This is a genomic window from Armatimonadia bacterium (assembly GCA_039679385.1).
Taxonomy (GTDB): Bacteria; Armatimonadota; Zipacnadia; order Zipacnadales; family JABUFB01; genus JAJFTQ01.
The window spans coordinates 1-23842 of sequence record JBDKVB010000138.1 but is presented as its reverse complement, the minus strand read 5'-3'; the positions used below and the strand labels follow the sequence as shown (position 1 = coordinate 23842).

At 63.9% G+C, this 23842-nt stretch carries 18 protein-coding genes; 3 read left to right on the top strand and 15 right to left on the bottom strand.

The genetic code is table 11. From position 1 onward, the window contains the following. Positions 1-86: 86 nt before the first annotated feature. Both ABFE16_15295 and ABFE16_15290 read right to left on the bottom strand, forming a co-directional pair. Positions 87-680 carry a nitroreductase family protein gene (locus ABFE16_15295; protein ID MEN6346665.1) on the bottom strand — a complete coding sequence of 198 codons (594 nt, stop codon included), beginning with the start codon at positions 678-680 and terminating at the stop codon, positions 87-89. Between the two features lie 58 nt (positions 681-738). Then, positions 739-1482: a class I SAM-dependent methyltransferase gene (locus tag ABFE16_15290; GenBank protein MEN6346664.1), complete on the bottom strand. Its 744-nt coding sequence runs from the start codon at positions 1480-1482 to the stop codon at positions 739-741. Positions 1483-1628: 146 nt separating this feature from the next. Between ABFE16_15290 and ABFE16_15285 the strand changes: the two genes are divergently transcribed. After that, complete coding sequence (locus ABFE16_15285) at positions 1629-3317, top strand: DUF4091 domain-containing protein (GenBank protein MEN6346663.1); 1689 nt, start codon at positions 1629-1631, stop codon at positions 3315-3317. Between the two features lie 63 nt (positions 3318-3380). Here ABFE16_15285 and ABFE16_15280 read toward each other — a convergent pair whose 3' ends face one another. From ABFE16_15280 to ABFE16_15225, 12 genes are all read right to left on the bottom strand, one after another. After that, a complete protein-coding gene (locus ABFE16_15280) occupies positions 3381-4070 on the bottom strand; it encodes a response regulator transcription factor (GenBank protein ID MEN6346662.1) in 690 nt (229 codons plus the stop codon). Continuing rightward, the gene (locus tag ABFE16_15275; GenBank protein MEN6346661.1) at positions 4042-7515 is read right to left on the bottom strand and encodes an ATP-binding protein; all 3474 of its coding nucleotides are present in this window, start codon (positions 7513-7515) and stop codon (positions 4042-4044) included. The genes ABFE16_15280 and ABFE16_15275 overlap by 29 nt, the downstream gene beginning before the upstream one ends. Before the next feature lie 206 nt (positions 7516-7721). Continuing rightward, positions 7722-8660, bottom strand: coding sequence for a type II secretion system F family protein (locus ABFE16_15270; protein ID MEN6346660.1), 939 nt, complete (start codon positions 8658-8660; stop codon positions 7722-7724). Between the two features lie 23 nt (positions 8661-8683). Then, on the bottom strand, positions 8684-9643 hold the full coding sequence (locus tag ABFE16_15265; GenBank protein ID MEN6346659.1) for a type II secretion system F family protein: 960 nt from the start codon (positions 9641-9643) through the stop codon (positions 8684-8686). 49 nt (positions 9644-9692) lie between these two features. Beyond that, positions 9693-11021: a CpaF family protein gene (locus ABFE16_15260; protein MEN6346658.1), complete on the bottom strand. Its 1329-nt coding sequence runs from the start codon at positions 11019-11021 to the stop codon at positions 9693-9695. Between the two features lie 87 nt (positions 11022-11108). Further along, positions 11109-12266: an AAA family ATPase gene (locus ABFE16_15255; GenBank protein MEN6346657.1), complete on the bottom strand. Its 1158-nt coding sequence runs from the start codon at positions 12264-12266 to the stop codon at positions 11109-11111. Positions 12267-12327: 61 nt separating this feature from the next. Continuing rightward, positions 12328-15600 carry a BON domain-containing protein gene (locus tag ABFE16_15250; GenBank protein ID MEN6346656.1) on the bottom strand — a complete coding sequence of 1091 codons (3273 nt, stop codon included), beginning with the start codon at positions 15598-15600 and terminating at the stop codon, positions 12328-12330. A 97-nt stretch (positions 15601-15697) separates the two neighbouring features. Next, the gene (gene cpaB / locus ABFE16_15245) at positions 15698-16789 is read right to left on the bottom strand and encodes a Flp pilus assembly protein CpaB (protein ID MEN6346655.1); all 1092 of its coding nucleotides are present in this window, start codon (positions 16787-16789) and stop codon (positions 15698-15700) included. Between the two features lie 629 nt (positions 16790-17418). Beyond that, positions 17419-17928, bottom strand: a complete 510-nt coding sequence (locus ABFE16_15240) for a TadE/TadG family type IV pilus assembly protein (protein MEN6346654.1) — start codon at positions 17926-17928, stop codon at positions 17419-17421. A 37-nt stretch (positions 17929-17965) separates the two neighbouring features. Next, positions 17966-18499, bottom strand: coding sequence for an A24 family peptidase (locus ABFE16_15235; protein ID MEN6346653.1), 534 nt, complete (start codon positions 18497-18499; stop codon positions 17966-17968). Between the two features lie 79 nt (positions 18500-18578). Then, positions 18579-18746, bottom strand: coding sequence for a Flp family type IVb pilin (locus tag ABFE16_15230; GenBank protein ID MEN6346652.1), 168 nt, complete (start codon positions 18744-18746; stop codon positions 18579-18581). 452 nt (positions 18747-19198) lie between these two features. Beyond that, positions 19199-19381, bottom strand: a complete 183-nt coding sequence (locus tag ABFE16_15225; GenBank protein MEN6346651.1) for a Flp family type IVb pilin — start codon at positions 19379-19381, stop codon at positions 19199-19201. Between the two features lie 404 nt (positions 19382-19785). On the opposite strand from ABFE16_15225, the gene ABFE16_15220 reads away from it, so the two are divergent. Beyond that, positions 19786-20976, top strand: coding sequence for a glycosyltransferase family 9 protein (locus ABFE16_15220; GenBank protein MEN6346650.1), 1191 nt, complete (start codon positions 19786-19788; stop codon positions 20974-20976). Here ABFE16_15220 and ABFE16_15215 read toward each other — a convergent pair. Next, positions 20973-22817, bottom strand: a complete 1845-nt coding sequence (locus tag ABFE16_15215; protein ID MEN6346649.1) for a glycoside hydrolase — start codon at positions 22815-22817, stop codon at positions 20973-20975. The genes ABFE16_15220 and ABFE16_15215 overlap by 4 nt on opposite strands. A gap of 126 nt (positions 22818-22943) precedes the next feature. Here ABFE16_15215 and ABFE16_15210 point away from each other — a divergent pair. Then, positions 22944-23842, top strand: an 899-nt coding sequence (locus tag ABFE16_15210) for a sulfatase (protein ID MEN6346648.1), incomplete at its 3' end; no start/stop codon positions are given.

The window sequence follows — 23842 nt, the reverse complement described above, 5'->3', positions numbered from 1 at the left end:
GTTGTGATCCCGCAGAGACACAGGGCCGCCCCAGTCAAGGGGCGGCCCTTCGATTCCAGGTAGAGTTGGCGGACCGGCCGGCAAGGCTACCGAGGCCGACGCCGAAACTGGAGCTTGAGGAGCCGCAGCAGCACTTCGAGCGGGCCTGCCCAACGCCCCAGCGAGGCATGGCGGCCGGCGAAGCCATCCCGGTGCATCATCTCGTGCAGCTCGCGTCGAGGGGGCGCGGGTGTCTCTCCCTCCTGGTAGCCGACGGTGCAAAAGCCCGGCAGGAGATACGACTCCGGGATTGCCAGGAGTTGCTTCAGGACGCTCTCGTCGAAGCCGCCGATCCAGCAGGTGCCAAGACCTCGGTCAGCGGCCGCCAGCATCAGGTTGGCACCGGCGAAGATGCAGTCGTCCCGCGAGAACGCCGTCAGGCGCTTTGCGCAGACGGCGATCAGTGCCGGAGCCTCGTGGATATGCGGCCAGCCGACCCCGAAGTAGCGTGCCCTCTTCCCCACTTCCTGCTTGAGCGCAGGGTCGGTGACGACGATGAATTCCCAGGGCTGAGTGTTGACCGCTGAGGGCGCCCAACGTGCCGCCTCGAGGAGCTCTTCGAGAAGTTCCTCGGGGACCGGCTCGGGACGGTAGCGCCGGACACTGCGTCGCGTGCGAGCAAGTTCCAGGAAAGTGTTCATCGTCGGCGCAGCACTCCCGCGATGCACAGAGGTCTGCCCACAGGGCAGCCAGTGCCGATCATCGGGCGGACACTTCCAGGCCCTCACCGTCGAAGATCACGTTGACACTCGCGCTCAGGTTTGCGGGATCGCGCACGAAGGCCAGGTAGTCCTTGAGCCGCTCGGCACAGTTGACGCTGTTGTGGGCGAGGATCACAGCTCCCGGCGTCAGCTTGTCGTACCCGGCCTGCAGGATCTCCAGGTAGATACCCTTGCCGCGCTGCCTGTCGCCGTCGGCGTCCAGGTAGAGCAGGCCGAGTGAGCCGGGGTACTCCGCGACAACTTCGACCGCATCGGCAGCGACAACGCGGGCGACGCCGGTCGGATCGATTCGCCGCACGTTGCGCTCTGCCCGTTCGGCTTCTTCAGGCTTGATCTCGACGCCGATCAGCTCCTGCGCTCCGTAGCAGGCACCGGGGCCCACTCCCGCACCCGCGTTCGAGATGAAGGTGTTGCCACAGAAGACGCCCGCTGCGATCATGGTCTGGGGCTGCCGGATGGCGCTGATCGCGTACAGGAGACGCTGCATCCGTGGCGTGATGGCAGTCCAGGGGATCTCGAAGGACTCCGCGACGGCCTTGCGATGCGCCAGGAAGCGCTCCTGATCGTAGTCGATGTGCGGGAGGATTCCTGCCTGCTGCAACACCGCCAGTGCGCCGTCAACGGCCGCGATCTCTGCATCCAGCGGCTCCAGTTCGCGGTGCGGCTCGCGGGTCTGCATCTTGTAGGTGTTCCAGTCGTCGGTGCGGTATTCAGTAGTCATAGCGTGCCTCCTCCTCGCAGGGCCAGACGCCTGTAGTGTTAGGCTATTCGCCCTCTTGCCCGGCGTACCCTCCGCGCAGGAAGGCAGGGCTCGGGAAGCGAAGTAACGCCCAACATTGCTTCACCCGTTTCACTGGAGGGATGCACATGGACCTAACGCAGTTGGGTGGGGTGCTGGGGCTTTCCGCAATGCTGGTGCTCCTGTTGGCTGCCGGAGCTTGGCCTGCCGAGCTTCCGGAGGTGGAGCAGGGCATGAAGGATACCGTCGACCCCTGGGGCCTGGCCTTCAGCGACCAACTGGCACGGTTCGAGGCCATCTTCGCAGACAGACCGCAGGCAGCCTTCGCCCTGGGGATCACCCATGACTTGGTGAAGGTATGGCCGACCAAGTACTGGTTCCGCGGCGAAGCCGCGCCCGCCGGTTCGGCAGCGATCACAGCCCGCGAGCGCTGGGCCGCCGCCGGAGAGACCCAGAGCTTTCAGGTTGTGGCGCTTCCCCGCATCGCTGCGCAGGAGGCTACCTACACACTGACTGTTGAGGCACCCGGCGCACAGGTTGAAGTCTACCGCGAGGTCTTCGTCAAGACCTCTGCCGCGGCCACCTATCCGCGGTTCCACTCCGAACGCTGGCCTGACCCACTGCTGCCCGAGGATCACGTAGCGGTCTCGGGCACCGACTGCGGCGTCTTCTGGGTCGATGTGCACCTACCGGCGGAAATGAAAACGGGGACCGTCACCTGTCGCGTTGCCCTCAGCGACGGCCGAGAGACTGCCGGTGCGGTTGTGCCGGTCCGCGTTGTCGGTGGGCTGACACTTGATCCGAAGGCTTACCCCTTTGTCTCCTGGTTCCGGCGCAACAAGCTGTCGGAGGAGCAGTACCGGGACCTGTGCGCGCTGGCTCTCGACCACCATGTTGTGCCCGTGGACGCTCTCCGCGGCCAGTGGGACCCGGCAGATCCCGCCAAGTTCGATAGCCTTCGCGAGTTCCTCGCCGCGCACGGCCAGCGGATGTTCGACGTGGATCGTCCGGGCACGCGCAACGTCGACTTCGACTCACTGTACGCCCACTTGCGTGAGAAGGGATGGCTGGAGAACACCTGGGTCTACAGCAACCGTGACGAGCCGGACGCCCAGACCTTCCTCAACGAGAACATCCCCTTCTGCCGGATGGTGCATGAGAAGTACCCCGGGATCCGCGTCTACCTGGCCTCGGACGGCCAGGCGGACATGGCCCAGGGCTGCGACGCCTGGATGACGGACCTGTCTGCCAGTGGGTATGATCCGGAGAGCCAGCGTCACGTGAAGACGCCGCAATTGTGGCACTACTACTGCCACCTGCCGGTCCGGTGGCAGATGCGCGCACCGCTGGTCCAGGCGCCCAACATGCAGATCGACAACCCGGCGCTGGAGCATCGCCTGGCCATCTGGATGTCGCACTGCTTCGGCGCCAGGGCGATCTTCATCTGGGCCGGGAGCGCGTACACCTTCGGGCCGGACTTCTGGAAGACGCTTACGCTGGACGACAAGCCTTCGGGGTTCCCCTATGGTGGTGTGCACAACGGCAACGGCTGGGTCGTCTACCCATCCCCCGATGGCGGGGCTACGGTGCCATCGCTGCGGCTGAAGGTCATCCGCGACGGGCTCGAGGACGTCGCGCTTCTGGAAGCCGCGCGCAGGGAGCTGGCCTCCGGTGCCATCTCAGGTGACAAGGCGACGGAGCTGATGCAACTGTTAGCACCTGTGCCAGGGGTCTTCGTCAGCCCCCATTACTTCGACCAACTGCCGGAGACGTTGCTGGGCAGACGCGAGGCCGTCCTGAGGCTCCTGAGCCGGTAAGCAACAGAGACGCCTGTTACCAGGCGTCTCTTTCCTGTTGCGTAGGTAGTGCCTTGGCGGCGTCTACCCGAAGCGGTAGCCGAAGGACCGCAGCGTCTGGATGCGCTCCGGGTTCTTCGGATCGGCCTCGACCTTGCTGCGCAGGTTCGCGATGTGGACCTCGACGAGGTGGGTGTCGTACTCGTCGTATCCCCAGACCTCATCGAGCAGCTCCTGAGCGCTGACGACCTCGCCCGGCCGCTTCATGAGGGCGACCAGCAGCTTGTACTCGGTCGGCGTCAGGGAGATCGCCGAGTCGCTGACCTTGACCTCGTGTGCGCGCAGGTCGACGGTGATGCCCAGGCCCTCAAGATAGGAAGGCTCTTCCTTGGGCGGTTCACGCTGCGGCTCCATGCGGCGCAGCACGGCACGAGCGCGTGCGACCAGTTCGCTGAGGCTGAAGGGCTTGGTCACGTAGTCGTCGGCGCCAAGCTCGAGGCCGACGATGCGGTCGGTCTCCTCGGCCCTGCCGGTCAGCATGATGATCGGCACGCGTGAGAAGGCGCGGACATCTCGGCAGATGTCCGTGCCGTCATCATCTGGCAAGGCAAGGTCGAGGATCACCAGGTCAGGGCTCTCGCTCTTGACCCGCTCGCGGCCCTGTCCGCCCCGGGTCGCCGTGATCACCTGGAATCCGGCGGTTTCGAACTTCCGCTGGATTGCGCCCACCAGCAGTTCGTCGTCGTCAATGATTAGTATTTTGCGCCCGCTCATGCGTATCCCCCAGATTCATAGGCAGACCAGGCTGCTGTGCCTCGGCTGCCGTGACTTGCTCGGCGACGGGCTCCAGCGGAAGCGAGACGTAGAAGGTCGAGCCACGTCCGGGCTCGCTCGCCAGCCACATACGTCCGCCGAGCACACCAACGACCCGCTTCGCGATGGCCAGGCCCAGCCCAGCGCCCTCTTTCCCTCTGCTACGTGCGTCGGTTCCGTGCTGGAACTCCTCAAAGATAAGGGCCTGGGCTGACTTGGGTATCCCAGGTCCGTTGTCTGCCACACTGAGGACAGCCTCTGCCCCTTCGCCACGAAGGCTGACGCGCACCCAACCGCCCTCGTTGTTGAACTTGATCGCGTTGTCCACCAGGTTGGTCAGGACCTGCTCCAGTCTGCCCTGGTCGGTCACGGTGACCGGAAGGGGGTCGATTGGGCCTATCTCCAGCACGACCCCGGCGTCGTTCGCCTTCGGCGTCATGGTGTCCATGACGCTCTGAACGATGTGCGACAGGTCGGACGGTGCCCTGGTGATCGTGACCTCGCCGGCCCGCAGCTTGGACAGGTTCATCAGGTCGGCGATCAGCCTCTCCAGGCGGGCCGAGGCCTTCTCGACACGCTCCAGATACAGCCGCTGCTCGTCATTGATCGCACCCGCGTCGCCTGCCAACACCAACTCGTTGTAAGCCCGAATGGAAGCCAGGGGCGCTCGTAGCTCGTGCGAGACCGACGAGATCAGCGTTCCACGCAGCTTCTCTACACGGGCTCGCTCAATGGCGACGCTCGCAAGCCCCGCCAGGGAACGCAAGAGTCGCGTCTGCTGCGGCGAGATCGGGGCACCCGATTGCGGATTGTCCGCCACGAAGAGCCCAACCAGCATGCCCTGCGAAGCCAGGGGAACATAGAGCCGTTCGTGTCGACTGACAGCTCCGACCTCGGTGTCCTCGACCGCATCGATCATGTACGGAGCCGATCCCAGGGCGGCTTCGGCCAGACGGTTGCCCGGCTCTCGTCGCAGGGGAACGACATCGAGCTCCTTCACGGTCTCAACGACGTCGGCCCTCGCCTCCAGCTCTCCCACGAGGGTGAGGTGCTCCTGGTCAGCCAGGTAGATTCGTGCCCGCTCGAAACCGATCTCAGCGCAGGCGCTCTTGGTGACAACAGTCAGGATCTCGGGCAGGTCGGTCTTCTCGGACACGGCCGTCGCAACCTCGAAGAGAGCGCGGGCACGGGCCTCTTCCTGCCACGCCTGGGCCGCGATCACTTCCATGTGCTGACTGCGGCGTCTGGAGACCTCGTAGAGCCGGGCGCTATGGAGAGCCGCTGATGCCTGGGCTGCGAGGAGCTGTAGGCAACTCAGCTCGGCATCGGTGTGAGGCTTGCCCGGGGCCGCCCGCGAGATGATGGCACCAAGCGGGTCGCCATCGACGAGCATCGGCACCGCCGCCTCGGTAGCTGCCTCAGTCTGGCCCTCCAGCAAGGGCAAGGTCTGTACGGCCAGCCTGCCCCCGCGGATCGACTCCCAGACCAACTCGCTGGACTTACGCCCGCAGGCGGCGCTGACCCCAGCGCGACAAGCCGTGTAGTCCTGCTCGAACTGCTGCCCTTCCTCGTCCAGTAACTGCACGCAGCAACACTCGGAGTTGATGATATCAAGGGCCGATTCAGCGACCGTCCGCAGCACCTGCGCCTGGTCTCGGCTTGCACCAAGGGCAACCGAAACCTCGAGAAGCTTCTCCTGGGAGGTTGCCGACGACCGGGTCCTGCGTGTCGCTCCCAGGGCGTGAACGCGGCTGGCAGCACAGCCTGCCAGAATCTCTGTAAGGGGACTGCAACTGTCCGCGAACTCGTCACTGCGCCGTCTGCCCAGCAGCATCCAACCCACCACCTCGCCAGCCACCCGGAATGGAGCTTCGCACAAGGTGCGAACGCCTTCAGTGGTCAGGACGTTGCGGAGTGCCTCCTCGTTCGGGCCACCCTGGATGGAGTTCACCTGCGAGACAGCGGGATGAGTCGGGGCCGAGCCCATGCTCACCCGTTGCTCAAGGGCTTCCTGAAGCGCCTGCGTCGAGACCTGGGACACCGCGCGACTCGCCCGGGCCATCTGCACCGCGTCGCCGACGCGCACGACGGCGATGCCCATCTCGGCGCCAACCAGGACCTCTGCCGCCTCCAGTACTCCTGCCAGGATTGCCTCAGGATCGGCCTGTCGCGAGACGATGTCCAGTGCTGCGGTGAGTGCCTTGATGCTGGCGTCGGTGATGTTGCCTTCCCTCTCTTTGCCCGTCGTCCCCTGCCACTCCTGGAGCACCAGGACCGCTGCATCCATCCGACCCGTGCCGTCCAGAACGGGGCTAAGGTAAAGCTTCTGTGCCGGGCCACGCCCAACAAAGGTGACCGGGGAGGGCATCTCGGCACTGCGGCCGCGGCTGACTTCGGCAAGGGCCAGTACCAGGCCCTGCGGATCAGACAGATACTCCTGGAACCGGCGTCCCTGGGAGGCGGCTATCCCATGCGCACGGAGGAACTCCTCCATCGCCCGGTTCTGGCGGAGTACCGTGCCGGTGCCGTCCACAACGGCCAGCGGCACCGCTACGGCCTCCAGAGCCCCCACTGTCAGTCTGGCTGCCGGTGCCAGTTCACGCGCTGCTTCTTCGCCGCCGGCAGCACTCTCAGACACAACCATCACGCATCCGTCGAAGCGACCGGCCGCCGAGCTTACCGACCGCAGCTTCACGTCACAGAGCGCATAGCTGCCGTCGCAACGGCGTAGAAAGGCTCGCAGGAGGATCCCGCGAGCATCCTCGTTGACTTCCAGAAGTCCGCGCTCGGACCGTAATTCCCGGACCGACCTGCCGGTTGCCAAGACACCGAGTACAGCGTCCGCAAGGGATGAGGGCTCGAAGAAGAGCCCGAGCCTTGCCCCGATGACCGCCGCGGAATCGTGGCCGAAGAACTGCTCCGCAGCGTCATTGAAGTGCGTGATAGCCCCAAGGCTGTTCGTCACCAGGGCCGGTTCGGACATGCTCCCGAGCAGGCTCTGCTGCACCAGCCGCAGGGCATCCACGGAGTCTTGCTCCGAGCGGCGGCCCTTGGTCTCCGCAGCCCGTTCGGCAGCACACTCGAGGACCTCAGGGAAGTAGCTCTCCCAGCCCTGATGCCTGACGAGAGGGTAGTCGGCGCCCTGGGCCATGGCTTCGGAGAGAGCCCCACTGTCTTCCGGCGCACACCAGGCCACAATGACCGGGCGCTCCGTTCCCCTGCGATGGGGCCAGCGCCCCAGCTCAAGGTCCCAGACGACTATATCCCACAACCCGCCACGGTCAAGTTCGCGCCAAGCCTCAGCACCGTGGCAGGAAATGACCTCCCAGTCCCGTTCTCGTTGTGTCAGCAAGTCAGCCCCGATCTCGGAGGACCGGATGTCCTGACTTGTGATGAGTACTCTCATGCCCATCCGCGCTCCCGGGCACTGACAACCCTGTGGCGCCCTCGCCGCCCCAGCGGAAGGAGCCAGAGTGCGCGTTGCGGTTGTCTCAATACCATACTAACCAACCGTTCAATAATCCGTCAAGTTCCGCATCACACGAAATCGTTACCCTCCCGCTGTCGAGCACCATGCGAGGGCGACGTGTGGCGACGTGGGTCAGGCTGCTTCTACCAGCCCAGGCCGCTCATGGCAGAGTTGATGGACATTACGCCAGGTCCCAGCACGACTACGAACAGCGATGGAAAGATACAGAAGATCAGCGGGAACAGCATCTTGACCGACAGGGTAGCTGCAGCCGCCCGGATCCGCATGCTCCGGCGGGTCCGCAGGGAGTCGGACTGGGCGCGAAGGGTGTTGGCGATACTCACACCCAACTCCTCAGCTTGATGGAGGGCGGCCACCAGGTTCTTGAGGTCCTCGATGCCGCAGCGCTCAGAGAGGTCCTGCCAAGACTCCATCCGTCGTTTGCCGAGGCGGATCTCGGTGAGCACCCGCCGGAACTCATCAGGTAGCGGCCCCTTCTTGCGCCGTACGACTTCGGCCAGAGCGCCATCGAGACCGGTTCCGGCTTCTGCGCTGACGACCAGCAGGTCGATGATGTCGGGGAGGCTCTTGGTGATGATGTACTGCCGCTTCCGAATGGAGTTGTCCAGCAGATACTCTGGCAGCATCATGCCTGCACAGAGCGCGAATCCGGCAGCCCCAATACGGTGTATGAGCATGCCGTGCTGCCACATGACCATGATGGCGATCGCACCGAGGACTCCGGCGGCCAAGGCCAGGGCGCGCAGGACCAGGTAGGTAGCGACCGACAAGGACTGGGGTCCTCCCGCCATTTCCAGCTTTGTCTTGGCGGTATCGACGGCCCCTCCCGGGGTCATCTGCAGGATAGTGGAGCCTGCCTTGCTCAGGGCCGGCTTGATGGCGCGTTCATACAGGGATTTCTGCAGCTCGCGAGCCAGGGGGGATCCGCCAGCCCACTGCGAGGACTGAATGCGGTCGATGCGCTCGCGGACGCGGATCGACCGGCTCTCAAGGAAGGAGCCGACGACCAGGACAGCCACACCCGCAAACATCAAGCCCACGATAGAGTATACGAGTACCAACTTGCCCGCCTCCCTCTGACCCGTCAGACGTCAATCTCGATGAGTTTTCGCATGATGATGGTGCCAAGCCCCATCATCACCAGGGCGACGCCCACAAGAACGAGCCCCAGCTGGCTATGGAAGAGTGGTGCCAGGTAGCCCGGGCTCATGACATTCACCGCGAGCGCCATCACAAAGGGCATGGCCAGCAGGATGCCGGCAGAAAGCCGGCCCTCAGCGGTCGCCGCCTGCAGTTCGCCGAGCAGACGCACACGCTCACGGATCATCTCAGCGATGCTATCGAAGATCTCAGCGAGGTTACCACCGACCGCCAACTGGGTCTGCACGGCTGCGACGATTAGCTCGAGGTCATAGCTTCCACTGCGCTCTACCAGGTTGTCGAGGGCGACCTCCAGCGGGATGCCGTACTGCACCTCGTCGACCACGCGGCCGAACTCCTCGGCGATTGGTGGGTGCATCTGCGAACGTACGACCTGCATCGCGCGAAGCACTGAGAAGCCACTGCGCAGCGATCCTGCGAGCATGTCCAGGCCATCAGGCAACTGTGCGCTGAGGTCTTTGATGCGCTTCTGCTGGCGGCTCTTGAGCGCAAAGTGAGGCGCGACCACGCCGGCGAGACCAACAAGGATGCCCGTGATCAGGCTATGGGAGATCAGCATCACCAGCGCGGCGGTGCCGGCGCCGACCAGCAGGCACAGGGCGACAAACTCTGAAGGCCGCAGCATCCATCCGGCGCGGATCAGCCCCACCTGGAGCGCCTGCCCCCACTCGCTGTTCTCCAGGGCACGGGTTAGCGTCGGTGCGTTGTCCGCGCGTGCCCCGGTGGTAGAGACCGTGGCCTCGCCAGAGGTCGCTCCTTTCGCTTCCAGGGTAGCCAGGCGCTGCCTGCCGCGGTCATTCGAGCCCACGAAGACCAGCACGAGTGAGCCAATCATCACTGCGCCCAGGATGAAGGCCCCGATCAAAAGGATGGTGGGCGTCATACCCCTCGGTCCCCTTTCGACTTACACGACAACCGGCCCACGGCACCGGCTAGTTGGTCGGCGTGAAGATGTCGGCGGGCAGGTCCTGCCCTTCAGCAGCAAGCGTTTCCATGAACAGCGGCCGTACACCGGTTGGGCGGTTGTTCGCGATGATGCGTCCGTCCGGCCCGATCCCCTGCCGCTCTAAGCGGAAGATGTCCTCCAGCACGATCCCGTCGCCTTCCATTCGCTGTACCTCGGTGACGTAGCTGATGCGCCGAGTTCCATCGCGGAGACGCGTCTGCTGGACGATCAGGTTGATGGCCGAGGTGATCTGCTCGCGGATTGCCCGCACCGGCAGCTCAGTACCGGCCATCAGCACCATGGTCTCGAGACGGGACAGTGTGTCGCGCGGCGAGTTCGAGTGGAGCGTGCTCAGCGAGCCGTCATGGCCAGTGTTCATGGCCTGGAGCATGTCCAGCGCCTCTCCACCACGGCACTCACCGACGATGATGCGGTCAGGACGCATACGCAAGCAGTTGCGGACGAGGTTGCGGATCGTGACCTCGCCCTTGCCCTCGATGTTGGCCGGTCGGCTTTCAAGGGTCAGCACGTGTGGCTGCTGCATCTGCAGTTCGGCCGCATCCTCGACGGTGATGATACGTTCCGTCTCGGGAATGAAGGAGGAAAGGACGTTGAGCGTAGTCGTTTTGCCGCTACCCGTTCCGCCCGCGACGAGGATGTTGAGCCTCGCCTTGACGCAGGCCTCGAGGAAGATCTTCATCTTCTCCGTCATCGTCCCGAAGCTCACCAGGTCATCGGCGGTGAAGGGGTCCGCAGAGAACTTACGGATGGTGACGCAGGGCCCCAGAAGCGCCAGAGGGGGGATGATGGCGTTGACACGAGAGCCATCCGGGAGGCGGGCGTCGACCATCGGGCTGGATTCATCGAGGCGGCGGCCCAGGGGAGCAATGACCTTTTCGATGATCCGCATGACATGGCCGTTGTCCATGAAGGTCTTGTCGGTTCTCTGGAGGCGGCCCTCACGTTCGACGTAGACCATCTTCGGCCCGTTGACCATGACCTCGCTAACGGTCGGGTCATCGAGGAAGGGCTGGATCGGTCCGTAGCCGGTGACCTCGTTGAGCACCTCGTTCTGGAGCTGCTCACGGGTTTTGGCTGAGAAGGACACGCCCATCTCGTCGGACACGATATCCGTCAGGTACTGGATTCTCTCCAGCAGCTGCGTCTGGCTCATGTGCTGCAGGACGGTGAACTCGGTCTCACGCAGCAGCTTCTGGTGGACCTTGACTTTGGCTTCGGCAAGATGTGCAGCCGGGCCGCCCTCAGAAGGCTTCGCGCCGCCCGTCTGCGGATAGTCAGCTCTCGGGATTGCCATTCGTGTTCCTTCCTCCTACGGCGGCTATCGTAAGGGCCGTCCCCCGGTGTGTGCCCAGACCCTTTGCGCCCCCCAACGTCCCTGGGGCTAGAGCTCGCCGGCCAGCCGGTCAGCCAAGGTGTTCAGTGCGCGTGCAAGGGCGGAGTTCGGGCTCTCGAGCACCGCCGGCACCCCTGCGTTCAGGGCTCCCGTCGCGGTCTCCAAGTCGTCGGGTAGCTCAAAGAAGACCTTCCGCCCGGCCGTGGTCTGGAGGTCATCGAGCTTGAAGTCACCTCGCCACGGCGACCGGTTGGCCACGACCTTGATGCGTGACTCGTCGCCCATCACAGCGGTGATCAGCTCCAGCAGTGCCTTGGTGTCGCGAATCGCTGCGAGGTCGAAGAGGTTGGTGACGACCAACACCTGCTGGCAGCGCGAGAACACGTACTGACTCGCCGGCCAGACAAGCGGAGGCAGATCAAAGAAGACGTAACGGTAGGATCGCCGGAGCAGGCCGATCAGCTCGGCCATGAAGGGGATGTTCAGGCGGCTCATGTCCATGTCGGAGCCGCGAAGAACATCAGGGCTTGCGAGCAGACGCAGAGAGGAGGCCTGATGGATGCTGAGGTGGGTCTCGACGAGATCGGGGTCGAGCTCGTCAAAGGAGGCCAGGTCGGCGATCGTCTCGTGAGCTGCGATGTCGAGAGCAAGAGCAGCATCGCCGAACTGCCCGTGGAAATCCACGAGAGCCACCTCGTTGGGGAACCGCTTGGCAAACAGCACCGCCAGGTTCACCGCACAGGTGGTCTTGCCCACTCCGCCCTTGGCCCCGGTCACGGCGATGCTGCGAGGCATCAGGTTGGGGTCAGTAACGAGCGGGAACTCCGGCTCCTCACGGACGCTGTTCATCCCGCCGACCTCTCGCAGAACCTCCAGGAGTCTGTCGGCTGGAGCGTCCACTGAGACGACGGCACGGATGCCTGCGGCCATGGCGCGCCGGAGTGTGGCCTCGTTCTCGCGATTGGCGAGGAGTACGACAGCAACGTCGGCGGTGGCGGCGTTCACCAGGCCAGAGACCTTGTAGCCGTCGACGCCGGGGAGGTCCTCATGGACCAAGAGCACATCGGGCTTGAGCTGAAGGGCCATCTGCGCGGCCTCAAGGCCGTCGCGTGCGTACCCGATGATCTCCAACTCGTTGCTCGCCAACCGTCCACGCACACCCTCAGCCGCCCCAGGGCTTGCTTCCGTGATCACTAACCGGATCAAGGTTGCCGACTCCTTTGTCTGAGCCCGGGGCGGGAGGGTGAAGCGGTCCTGTGGGACCCGCTCAGGGCTTGCTTGGTTGTAGTATCTCTGGCGTGACCAGGATCACCAGTTCATTGCGACGTTGCTGCGTATCGGTGCTCTTGAAGAACTCTCCCAGGATCGGCAGTTTGCTCAGGAAGGGGATCGCCCTTACAACCTTGCTCTGGTCCTGCTGGATCAGGCCACCGATGACCAGTGTCGCGCCGTCCGGCATATCCAAGGTGGTCTTGGCGCGTCGTGTGCGGAAAGCGGGAACGGCGATACCGCCGATGCTGACCTGGGTGGAGGTGTCCACGGAGCTGACCTCCGGCTCGACCTCCAGCTTCACCGACTTGCCGTCCGCCATGATCTGCGGCTTGATGCGCAGTACTACGCCGTACTGCTTATACTCAATTGTGATGGCCGAGCCGCCCTGTCCCGTCTGGGGAACCGGAATGGGAACCTCTCCCCCGACGAGGATCTCGGCCTCCTCGCCGTCGTTGACCACCAGGTTGGGCTCCGCGAGGATCCGCGCCTGGTCGTTCTGCCTGAGTGCGTTGAGGTTCGCTCCTACGTCGCCGACCTTGTGGGCTCCGTCGTTGAGGTTGAACAGGAAGGGCTGATCCCCGAAACTGACCGTGCCTTCCTGGCTGCCCGCGACGATATTGCCCCAGTCGATGCCCAGTTTTTTGGATCCGCCCTGGGTGATATCGACTACCTTGACGTGGGCTACCACTTGCCGCTTGGCCGGGTCCACGACTGTGACCAGATCAACGATCGGCACATCACTGCCCATGGCGCTCATGATGGATCGCGCTCGCTCGGCTGCGACCTTGGTGGGCACTGTGGCCTCGACCACCACTGCCCGACCCTGAAGTGTCTTGACCTGGAAGTCGTCGCCCAGGACAGTGCGGAGAGCTTCGGCTCGTGCGGTCAGTGACACGGTCGGCGTCTCAGCCAGCGTCGTGAGGTTGAGAATCTCGCCTTCGTCGGTGAAGGCTTTCAGTATCTCCTGCAGTCGGTTGGCCGCAACCTGATCGGTGGAGACGCCCTCCACCACGTACTTACTGCTCTTCAGGTGCCAGACCCGGTACGGCTCACCGATAGCTTTCGAGAGTCTCTCCACGACAGCGGCGGAGGCTTCCGGTGTAGTGGTCCCGGCACCCGCTGCGCCATAGGTGACCAGGTTCCCGACCTTCCAGTCCTTGTCCGCTGCCTCGAGGATCTTTGTGACGCGGTCCAGCTCCTGCTGGGAATCCACTTGCCCGTCCACCAGGACCGTCTCGTCATCCCAGACGATGTAGTTGTACTTGTCGCCGAGGATCTTCTTGAGACCCTCGATCCGGCGTGCCGCCGGTGTCTTCGACTGCATCTGCGTCAGCACGAGCGACACGACGTTTACCTGGCTTGACTTCGCGGTCATCTCCGCGATCTTGTCCATGCGGTCCTTCTCGATGGTGGTCGGGACGATGCCCTCGACGAGCACGGTCTTCGCATCGAGTTCCACGAGCTTGACCTCAGCCGGGACAACCGCCTTGAGGCTCTGGATGGCGCGCTGCGCGGGCGTGAGGGTACTTGCACCGACGCCGGCATCGATCATGCTGACGATCGTCACGTCACCGGCAATCTGTCGCAGCACACCTTCAAGCCGCTGCTGCTCGGCCTCGCCTGGTGCGACGCCCTGGACCAGGACGGTCTTCTCGTCTACCACCGAGGCCTTGTACTTGTCGCCGAGCACCTGCTGGACAACTCTCGCCTTGCGGGCCGCGGCCGAGTCTCCGACGACCTCCAGCCCTGGCTTGACCGTCACGAGGTTCAGGACGTTGACGCCGCCACTGAGGGCCTTCAGGACGCTGTCGGTCTTCGCCTTGTCCGCGGCGCTGATGGCCTCACCCTCGACCATGAGCGTATTGTCGTCGAGCACGCGGTAGGTCAGGTTGCCGCCGAGCACGGTCCGGAGGGCCTCCGCGTAACGGGCAGCGGCTCGGTTGTCATGCCCCGGCTCGCCTATCGCTACGCAGTTGACGACCTTGGTGTCAGCGGGCACTGCGGCCACGAGCTTGTCCACCCGGTCCTTCTCAGCAGTGGTGGCTGCCAGCCCGTCGACCAGCACGACATCGTTGGTAAGCAAGGACACCTGGTAGCGGTCGCCGAGGGCCTCCTTGAGCATGGCCTGTGTCTTCTGCCCGGCTGTCTGTGCGCCACCGGCGGACACCAGATTGACTACCTGTACGCTCCCCTTGAGGAGGTCCACGATCTGGCGCACCCTGGCCTCGTCAGCCGAGGTCTGAGCAGCGCCTTCGACGACGAGACCCGTATCGCCCATCGGGGTGAGTTTGTACTGGGATCCGAGGGTCGCTTTCAGGACCTCGGCATAGCGCGCGGCCGGTGAACGGGTATCGCTGGCAAGCATGACAGCGTTGATGACGGTCAGGTCGCCGGCTGCGGCGGTGGCGATCTTGTCGATGCGCTTCAGCTCGGCCTCAGAGGCCGCCTCGCCGCTGATGACGAGGATCTTGTCCTCGAGCGCCTGGTAGCGGTAGACGTCGCCGACAGCCTGCTTGATGCTTTCGATGCGCTGCTGCTGAGGTGTGAGTTGGTTCTCCAGGCAGCGGACCAGATCGACGGTCTTGATGCCGCTGGCGGCGGTGAGGATGGCGGTGAGGCGCTGCTTCTCAGCAGTGGTTGCGACCTCTCCCTCCAGGACGAGGGTCTGGTCGTCGATCGCAGTGTACGTGAACTGTCCGGGGAAGAGTTTCTCAAAACCGCGGCGGTAGGACTCAGCCGCGGTGAGGTTGGCATCGCGTACGCGGACGAGGTTGACGACCTTGAGGCCATTGCTGGTGGCCTCGACGACCTGGGCGACGCGATCGCGCTCAGCGGTGCTTTCGACCTCACCGTCGATGAAGACCGTCTTGTCATCGACGATGTTGTAGCGCAGCCCACGGCCGAGGTAGCTGCTGATCTCTCGCAGCACCTGGTCGGCCGTTGGGAGACGCTTGGTCTCCACGGCATATTCGTGTCTGCCCTGGGCGTCCCAGACGTAGAGCTTGGTATAGCCCACGGTCTTGGAGTAGACAAGCAGTTCGTTGTAGCCAGCGACGACGACGTCGATGATGCTGGGATCGGTGACCCACACCCGAGTCATCTTGTTGAACTTGAGGATGCGGGCATCGCCCTGCTTCAGGACCAGCGCGTCGCTGGCGAAGCAGTTCTCGAGGACGAAGCAGAACAGGCAGGCCATTCCAACAGCCATCAGCAACGGACGAAGGCCAGGTGTTGGAGGCTGGTGGCTGTGCCGGGGCCAGCGCTTCATGGTGGTATCCTCCCCAGGATGCGATCAAGGCTGCGAAAGAGGGTAAGGGCGCGTAAAGGGGGACGCGCCCACCCGGACTAGTGCGAGTTCAGTGCTACTAGGGAGCGACCGTCGTGCTCTGATTGCCGCGGATGATCTCGACCTCGGGAACGCGCTTCTGAGGTTTGTGGGCGGCAGGAGCACTCCTGGTCGGTTGCTGCGGCTGCGTGCCCGTCCAGCCCTGGGGCGCCATGGTTTGCCCGGGCTGTGGCGCTTGCTGCGCTGCGGGTTGAGGTTTCTGCTCCCGTGCAGCCTTCTTCTGCGCCAGGAAGCGTTGGTACTCTGGTCCAGCCACTGAGGACAGGTTCTGCTGGGGAACCGGGATGAAGTCGTGCTCACCCACGGGTCGCAGCGCCAGACGGAGGTCACCACGTTGGTCGGCGATGATCAGCTTCTGGGCGTCCTCAGGTGAGACGGCCAGGGTGGCGTTCGGGTAGAGGGTCTTCTTCTCGGCTCCCCCTCCGGCCGGGGCTGAGCCCGACTTGGGCTGCCCCTGAGCCTGGCCTTGCTGCTGGCCCTGCTGCTGGCCCTGCTGCTGGCCCTGGCCCTGCCCGGCCTGGCCCTGCGGAGCGGCACCGGACGCTTCTGCACCCTTGACTTCCTCAGTGGTGGGGGTCGTGCTGGTTTCGGTGCCGAGTGCCAGGAGCTCAACATCCTGGAGGATGGTCCGAGCCACGGTGTCCTGTTCCACTTCGAAGGTGGCAATCACATCCACGCGATCGCCGGCCTTGAGGAGCCCTGCCACACCGACTACCGGATCTACGGCGACGGTGACAGCCCTCATGCCCGGTGGGACAATTCCCGAGAGTCGTCCCATGCCCGCTCCGCGTCTCGCAACTTGTTCCATACCGATCGGTCGCTGAGAGGGAAGGGGTACCAGAGCGACACAACCGACGACCTCAGCCGGTGACGAGGGAGCCGACTTGGGGGCTTCCTCCACTTTGACCTTCCGAGTCGTCAGCATCCCGCTGGCAATGATGGTGCTCGCGGGGATGTCCACCGTGGGCACGACCACCTCACGCTCGGTGGGAGGTGGTGGCTGCAGGGGCTTCTTGGGGACCATGCTCTTGAGGTACACCATCGTGAGCACGGCAGCTAGTCCGCCGCATACCAAGGCGATACCTATCGCGACTCGTCGCGTTAGGCGCATGGGTTGTCACCCTCTTTGCTGCGTTGAAAACCGCATCTATTGCTGTTGCGACTACTAGTGGTGCGCAGTATAGCACAGGTATAGGGACAGGACGCAAGTGTATCGAGCACTTTTTTGCCGACCTTGACACTCGCCACTCACAAAAAAGCCCCACCGTGAAAAGGTGGGGCGCCACGCCGCAGCGGGTGAACATACAGCGCGGCGCCCCTGGGTGGGGGGGAGACAAGGCTCAAGGTACACGAGCTCTCAGTTCTGTAGTTGCTATCCTGTCCTCAAGGTCGGCGGCATCCCACACGAATCCGCAGCGACGACTTCACGACGCCTGAACACCTCCGGGGCACCCGTGCCGGTCTGGACCTTTCCCGGTTGCTGGTTCTCCCCGGGAGGTCTGCGCCCGGCAACCTTACCCGGATCGCGTTCTAGCAGGCAAGTGATCGGTGCCCTACGCAACGCCCTGCGCCATGTCGCCGTGGGGCCGACTATCTGCGAGTCCCTAACCCCCCCAAGGATTTCGGGAACTCGCGGTAAGCACTGGCTTCAGCCGATGATAGCCCAACGTCTCGGTTGTCAAGGAACACATCCCCGGTCGAAGCCGCAAGGAGTCAAGGTGCCTGGCCCGGTAGCGCTGCTTACTCACGCCTCATGACCATCGTGCCGCGGAGTCTGATAGCAGTTCCGTTCTGCGCGTTGGCGAGGCGGGAGAACAGGCCCCCAGTTACCAGTCGGTGGGGATACTCGAGACGCACCCGCACCTGGTCACCCGACAAGGCGTCGTTGCGAACCGGTGTCGTCGCGGTATCCCCCAGAGTTGTGTAGGTCCACGCGCCCGTGCTGCCGTTGTAGACCCCGCGCTCCAGGTAGTAAGTGATGTCTGCGGTTCGGAGGGTCGCCCCTGCCGCCGTCATCTTCGCAACGATCTCGCTGGTAGACTTGCCCACTGCGGCGGTTCGCGAGGCCTCGCGTGCCGCCTGGTTGAGGGTGAGCATGTCCTTGAAGATGAGCCCGAACTCGATCGCCCCGAACATGAAGATGATCAGCATCGGAGCGACGATAGCGAACTCGACTGCAACGCTGCCGCAGGCCCGCTTCCCTCGGTGCCGCCGAGACCAGTTGGCGTAGGAATCGGTTAGCCGTACCATGCTCACCATCCCCTGCCCTGCGATACTGATAGGATGCCTAGTGCAGCCCATGGAAGGTCACGACATAAAGTGCGACATAGCTACCAAGGGCGATCGGGATCGCGTAGGGCAACTTTGCCGTGGTCTTTGTGTTGCCGACGTCAATCGGCACCCTGGCAAAGGCCCGCATCATGAGCCCCCCGGCCAGACGTCGGAGACTGGCGAACAGGTCGCGATGCCAAAGCGAGACCACGATAGCCAGGACCCCACCGATCAGGGCCATATACATGAGGGTCCAGAGGAGGAAGACGGGACCTTGGATGGCACCGATGGCCATCAGGAGCTTCACGTCTCCCCCACCAAGGATCCTGCCGAACATCGAACTGAAGAGGAAGACCCCGAAGCCGACGGCCAGCCCTAGGAGGCTGCTGGTGACGCCGTCCATTCCGTCAGACACACCGTTCAGGACGAGACCCAGCAGTGCGCATGGCGCGGTGACAGCGTTGTAGATGCGACCCAGGCGAACATCCGAGTAGACGGCGATCGCTACCATCGCGCTCATAAGGACCGCCGATACGATCGTCATCGTCATCAACAGACTCACCCGCTGACTGGCGCAGAAGCCGCTTGGTGCTTTCCGTAGCAAGCGCCCCCCCAGGCACTGCCACGCACTATTGATCGAAGGAGTTCTCGACCTCAGTGATTGATTGTATGATGCGGTTGCGCAGTGACACCCAGGCGCCCATCGTCGCCACGACTATCACTACCAACAACAGGGCATACTCTACCGAGGCTGCTCCCTCCTCATCCGTCCAGAGTTTCGAGATCACCCGTCTCATAGGTGAGGCTCTCCTTTGACGCCACCCAACGCACCACCTCGGCAAGATGCCCATCCCCGTCTGTTGCCCCACGGGCGACCTGGAAGCCTTCCGCTTTTGCCCGGCCCGTGCGTACGCGGAACACTGCCTCCCGTTCCGTTCTGCTCAACTCGCCGTCTGGGGTCCGTCCCGCCTCTTACCCCTGAGGCCCTGCTGCGTCCGCCGTCGCCTGCCAGACACCGATCCCCTCTCGGGATCGGCCGCACACCGTGCCTTTGCGTCGCCGTCTGAAGGATGCTGCTTGGGGTGGAGGTGTCTGCACCACTACTTGGCCAGGTTGAGCTGGTTCTCGGAGGTGGACAGAGGCAAGCCCGCGGAGTGGCCTTCCCTAGTCCTGCGCCTCCACCCCCCTGCCAAGGTGCAAGGACAGTAGGGACCCGGCACCTTCGGGCACCGGGTCCCCAAGAGCGATCCTACTTGGTGGCAGATGCGTTGTCGAAAGCGGACGTCGAAGCGTTGACCGAGCCCTGAACCTTCGCGCCGAAGGCAGTCCAGACACCGATTGCAGCCACGACGAGCAGAGCCAGCAGCAGTGCGTACTCAACAGTTGTCAGACCGTCTTCATCTTTCCAAAGCGCCTTGACCATCCCGAACATGGTAGTGCCCTCCTGGTGTTGTGTTTGTGCCCGACTTGAGACCCGTCGGATCACTCAACCGCTCCGCGCTGTGCTTCCTGTCGAGTTTCCAACGTTCGCGCGCCCAAGTCTGGCGGTCGTCTCGGTCCTTTTGGACCATGTGTCTCAGAGTTTACTCAAGACCGGCTCAAGAGTCAATACCCATTTCAAGTTTTTTTCTGGGTTAACTCTGGATTTACTCAAGGATCACTCTCGAACGGTCCAAGCCTACCCCACGGGCTTCCACCTCAAACCTCCTCGCTCGAGATTCCCTTGCAGGGCGACCCAGGAAGGCCGGGCAGGACTCCCCGCAGGCGCAGGCGAACCTGCCGGTGTTCCCGACCTTCTGCACGCTTCTACCCAACGCTCAACGCGCGGCGGTAACCATGCGTAGTAACCGTCTCCTCAAGTCTGCCGATGCGCTCACGGGCCGCGCTGCCTTCGCGGCTCTGGGCGCCTATGATCGTCTGCGACGCATTCTGCGGCCCTTCTATCTCCATGCCCGCACGGGTACGCCATCACCCTCCTCGATCCTGGCCATCAAGCTCTGCTGCCTGGGCGACGGGATCCTCGCGGTGCCTGCGCTGCGAGCACTGAAGACACGCTGGCCTGAGGCCAGGCTCACGATGCTCTGCACGACTCGCGACGTCGACGCCTTTCGTCGCCTTAACTTCATCGACGACCTCGTCCTGTTGCCGGTGTCTGGTCTGGGAGGACCTCGCGAGCTGCTGGCCGGTGGTGTTGAGGCGCTGCGGATCCTTCGTCGTGTGCGGGCGGCTCGGCCCGAGCTGGCGGTTGACCTGGATCTGTACTACCGGGCCACTCCGGTGCTCGCCTATCTAAGCGGAGCGCCTCTGCGAGTGGGCTTTGACACCCCTGGCTTTGATCGCGCAGGGCTCTTCACGCACAGCGTCGTCCGCGACCCCGATCGCTGGGAGCTCGAGTGCTTCCTTGAAGTCGTCGCCGCCGCAGGGGCTCACAGTGAGGATCGCCAACTCGAGTTCCCCCTGTCGGAGGAGAACCTCACGAGTGCAAGAGGGATACTGCAGGAGGCGGGCGTCGAGGGGCCGTACATCGCGATGTGTCCAGGGAGTAGCAGGAACTGGCCGCAGAAGCAGTGGCCGGCGGAGCGCTTCGCAGAGGTCGCACAGTGGGCCGCCGACAGCCACGAGATGAGCGTGGTCATCGTCGGCGCGAGCTATGAGCAGGAGATCGGTGAGCATGTCGCGGATGCAAGCAGAGCGGTGAATCTCGCGGGGCGGACCTCGCTGGTTGAGACAGCCGCGATCCTGAGCACAGCCCGGGCGCTGGTGACCAACGATACTGGTCCCATGCACCTGGCCTGCGCGCTGGGGACTCCTGTGGTGGCAGTCTTCGGACCGACTAACGAGCGAAAATGGGGGCCACGTGGGCCGCAGGATCAGGTGGTCCTGGACGATGAGTGCCCCTGCCGGCCCTGCTACACGGACAGTTACATGCCCGACTGCCAAGACCGGCGATGCCTGGAGCGCATACCCGCTCAGCGTGTGATCGAGGCTCTCGATCGGGCCCTCCGCAGGGAGACCGCGAGCAGCTAGAGTGCGTCAGCAGCTCCGACCGGGCGCAAGGTCACGTTGTCGATCGTCGCCCAGGAGTCCCTGGTTGCCGTCGCAGGGGCAACATAGGAGATGGTGGCGGTCCCCTCCTCCCCGGCACGGAAGCACAGGTCATACAGACGGTAGGCGCCTCCCTGAGCAAGAGCCCAGGTCCGCGTCTGTCCACTCTCCACGCCAAACTCAGCACCGATCCCCGAGGTTGCGCAGGCGGCGGTTAGGCGGTAGCGGCCACCGGGCTTGAGATTCCGCACGGTCTGCCACAGGCGTGCAGGAGCTTCAGCCGTCGGATGGAGGTAGGCGTCGCACAGGCCTCCCTGCGGGTGATTATCCTCGATCCCCGACAGACCATCCCGCGCGAACTGCCAGGCACCTGTCGCCTCTTCGAACCCGGCATCGGCGACGAGAGAGGGAAGCACCGCGCTATAGGTAAGGGTGATGGTCGTGACCGATCGCGCCGGCAAGTCGACCGACAAGCGCCTGTCTTCGCCGTTGCCCTCAAGCTTCAGAGAGGTCCCTGACACAGGCGCGTAGTCCTCGGTTTCCGAGGTGCGTCGTGCGCTCACCGCGGACACTTCCGCGAAGGCGTCCAGGTCGTAAGTCATGGGGACGTCCTCGGTGCTGCTGTTCACGCTGACAAGAACCAACCGGCGTTGTGCCTCGTCAAGATAGCCGGTGGTTCGGCAGGTCGTATCCGTCGCCTCCACCACCTGCATGCCCGGCCGTGCATGGCGTGTGAACTGGGCCACGGCGTAGAAGGCCTTGTTGGGCTGCACCTTCCCGCCCTGGGTGTCGAGTAGGAAGCCGGGCTCCCACACGCACCACACAGGAACCAGCATGGATCTGTGTGCCTGGTGGAGCTTCTGGGCGTAGTTCATAGCGAGGTCCAGGCCGTGGTGGGTCCAGTCGCCCCACTCACTCATCCACAGCTCCTTGCCCTGAGCGCGGGCTCTCTTCGCCCAACCCCGCAGAGATCGGTCGTCGGCCGAGTACTGATGGCAGGTAAGAGTGGTCAGTGCGTTCGCCACAACCGGGTCGGCAAGAAGCGTATCGACGTAACCGTGGCTTGCAGCGAAGGCCGCCTCGGGTGCCTGGATTCGCGTTCGCAGGCCTCTGGCACGCAGCACCTGCGCCAGCGCTGTCACGATGCTCTTAGCCTGGGCCGCGTCAACGTGGCAACCATCCTGGCCACCCTTGGCCGTCCACCAGTTGGCCTCGGGCTCATTGATGGGGCTCACATAGTCGAAGTCGACTCCCCAGGCCTCGTGGTAGTGCTCGAGCACCGCACCAAGGTGCTCCGCGAAGCGCCCCTCCATGCCTGCACGGAGGTTGTTGTCCTTGCCGTTCACCGATCCGGCGGTACACCCGCTGACCGTCATCCAGTGCGGAGGACTGTTCCAGAACGCCACCATCGTTGCTCCGCGTGCCTGGGCGCCCTGGGCATGCCACACCGAGACCTCGTGGCCCTCCCAGGAGAACACACCGTCTGCAGGCTCGTAGCCCAGCGGAGCGAGAGCCCCACCGGGACGACGGCTGAAGTGCTGGTGCCCGGGCGCGTCGCCGGCGCAGATATAGGTGCGGCACACGTTCCACCCAAGGCCATCGCCTTCGAGGGTGTAGAGGCGGTCGAGGAGCTCTTTACGTGCACCCTCGCTCAGTTGGTCATACCATGGCACGTTGCGTTGGTCCATGCTCCCTTGCCCATAGCCAGACAGGCTCTGATAGCGCACGGAGGGATCGAGCACAGTCAGCGGCTGGGACGCGCAGACGACACTCGCCGCAGTTACGAGCGCAGCTACAAAGGCCGGCAACATCGAAGGGGTCATTGCGGTCTCTCCCTAGGCTCTCCGGAGCGTACAAAAGGTGTGGACGCCACGCGCCCAAGGGTTTATGCTACGCCTCATTGGCGCATTGTCCGCCCAGATCCGCGTTTTCGCAAGGTGTGATCGGTCGTGAATGTTCTGGTACTGATGCTCGATTCCCTTCGCCCTGATCACGTAGGCTGCTATGGGAGCAAAGAGGTTAGGACGCCGAACCTGGATCGCTTCGCGTCTCAGTCACTGCTGTTCGAGTCGGCCTACGCTGAGTTCCCCAACACGATCCCATCGCGCACGGCCTATGTTTCCGGAATCTACACCTTCCCGGCGCGTCCCTGGCAAGCACTGGAGCCCGCCGACCTGCACGTAGCCGAGGCGTTCCGCGCTGCTGGGTACCACACTGCGGCCTTCTCCGACACCCCCTTCAACAACGGGGCGCACATGGACCGCGGGTTCGAGGAGTTCCACCACTTCGCAACCGGCAAATGCCTGCCGCCTGCTGATGGACGGCCGGTCATCGACTACTCCCATGCCTACTTCCCGCCCGGCTATCCGGAGAAGGAAGTAATGTACTACGCCAACACGATCACGAACCGCCAGATCTGCCTTGAGCAGCACGGGATGGTGCCCGGCGAGTACTTCTTCAGCGAGGTCAGCAACTGGCTCAAGAAGGGCAGCGACAAGCCCTTCTTCCTGTGGGTCGATAGCTTCCAGCCTCATGAGCCGTGGGATGCCGGGGAGCCCTTCCGCAGTATGTATGAGCCACACCTGGGCTACGAGGGCCGCTACCTGCCGATGCCGATGGCGCCGCACTCCGAGGAGTGGCTCATGCCCGGCGATGTGGAACACATCGACGCGCTGTACAAGGCCGGCGTCACCGAGACTGACACCTACGTCGGACGTGTCTTGGATACACTGGACGCGACTGGGCTGGCCGACGACACCCTCGTGCTGCTATTGTCCGATCACGGGATGCCGATGATGGAGCACGGGCTGCTGCGCAAGTTCTACTACCCCCTCTACGACGAGCTATC

Coding starts and splice junctions, on each gene's coding strand:
- ABFE16_15235 (MEN6346653.1), bottom strand. CDS start 18,499: ATGACGATGACGATCGTATCGGCGGTCCTTATGAGCGCGATGGTAGCG.
- ABFE16_15215 (MEN6346649.1), bottom strand. CDS start 22,817: ATGACCCCTTCGATGTTGCCGGCCTTTGTAGCTGCGCTCGTAACTGCG.
- ABFE16_15260 (MEN6346658.1), bottom strand. CDS start 11,021: ATGGCAATCCCGAGAGCTGACTATCCGCAGACGGGCGGCGCGAAGCCT.
- ABFE16_15240 (MEN6346654.1), bottom strand. CDS start 17,928: ATGGTACGGCTAACCGATTCCTACGCCAACTGGTCTCGGCGGCACCGA.
- ABFE16_15285 (MEN6346663.1), top strand. CDS start 1,629: ATGGACCTAACGCAGTTGGGTGGGGTGCTGGGGCTTTCCGCAATGCTG.
- cpaB (MEN6346655.1), bottom strand. CDS start 16,789: ATGCGCCTAACGCGACGAGTCGCGATAGGTATCGCCTTGGTATGCGGC.
- ABFE16_15230 (MEN6346652.1), bottom strand. CDS start 18,746: ATGAGACGGGTGATCTCGAAACTCTGGACGGATGAGGAGGGAGCAGCC.
- ABFE16_15265 (MEN6346659.1), bottom strand. CDS start 9,643: ATGACGCCCACCATCCTTTTGATCGGGGCCTTCATCCTGGGCGCAGTG.
- ABFE16_15225 (MEN6346651.1), bottom strand. CDS start 19,381: ATGTTCGGGATGGTCAAGGCGCTTTGGAAAGATGAAGACGGTCTGACA.
- ABFE16_15250 (MEN6346656.1), bottom strand. CDS start 15,600: ATGAAGCGCTGGCCCCGGCACAGCCACCAGCCTCCAACACCTGGCCTT.
- ABFE16_15290 (MEN6346664.1), bottom strand. CDS start 1,482: ATGACTACTGAATACCGCACCGACGACTGGAACACCTACAAGATGCAG.
- ABFE16_15280 (MEN6346662.1), bottom strand. CDS start 4,070: ATGAGCGGGCGCAAAATACTAATCATTGACGACGACGAACTGCTGGTG.
- ABFE16_15275 (MEN6346661.1), bottom strand. CDS start 7,515: ATGAGAGTACTCATCACAAGTCAGGACATCCGGTCCTCCGAGATCGGG.
- ABFE16_15220 (MEN6346650.1), top strand. CDS start 19,786: ATGCGTAGTAACCGTCTCCTCAAGTCTGCCGATGCGCTCACGGGCCGC.
- ABFE16_15295 (MEN6346665.1), bottom strand. CDS start 680: ATGAACACTTTCCTGGAACTTGCTCGCACGCGACGCAGTGTCCGGCGC.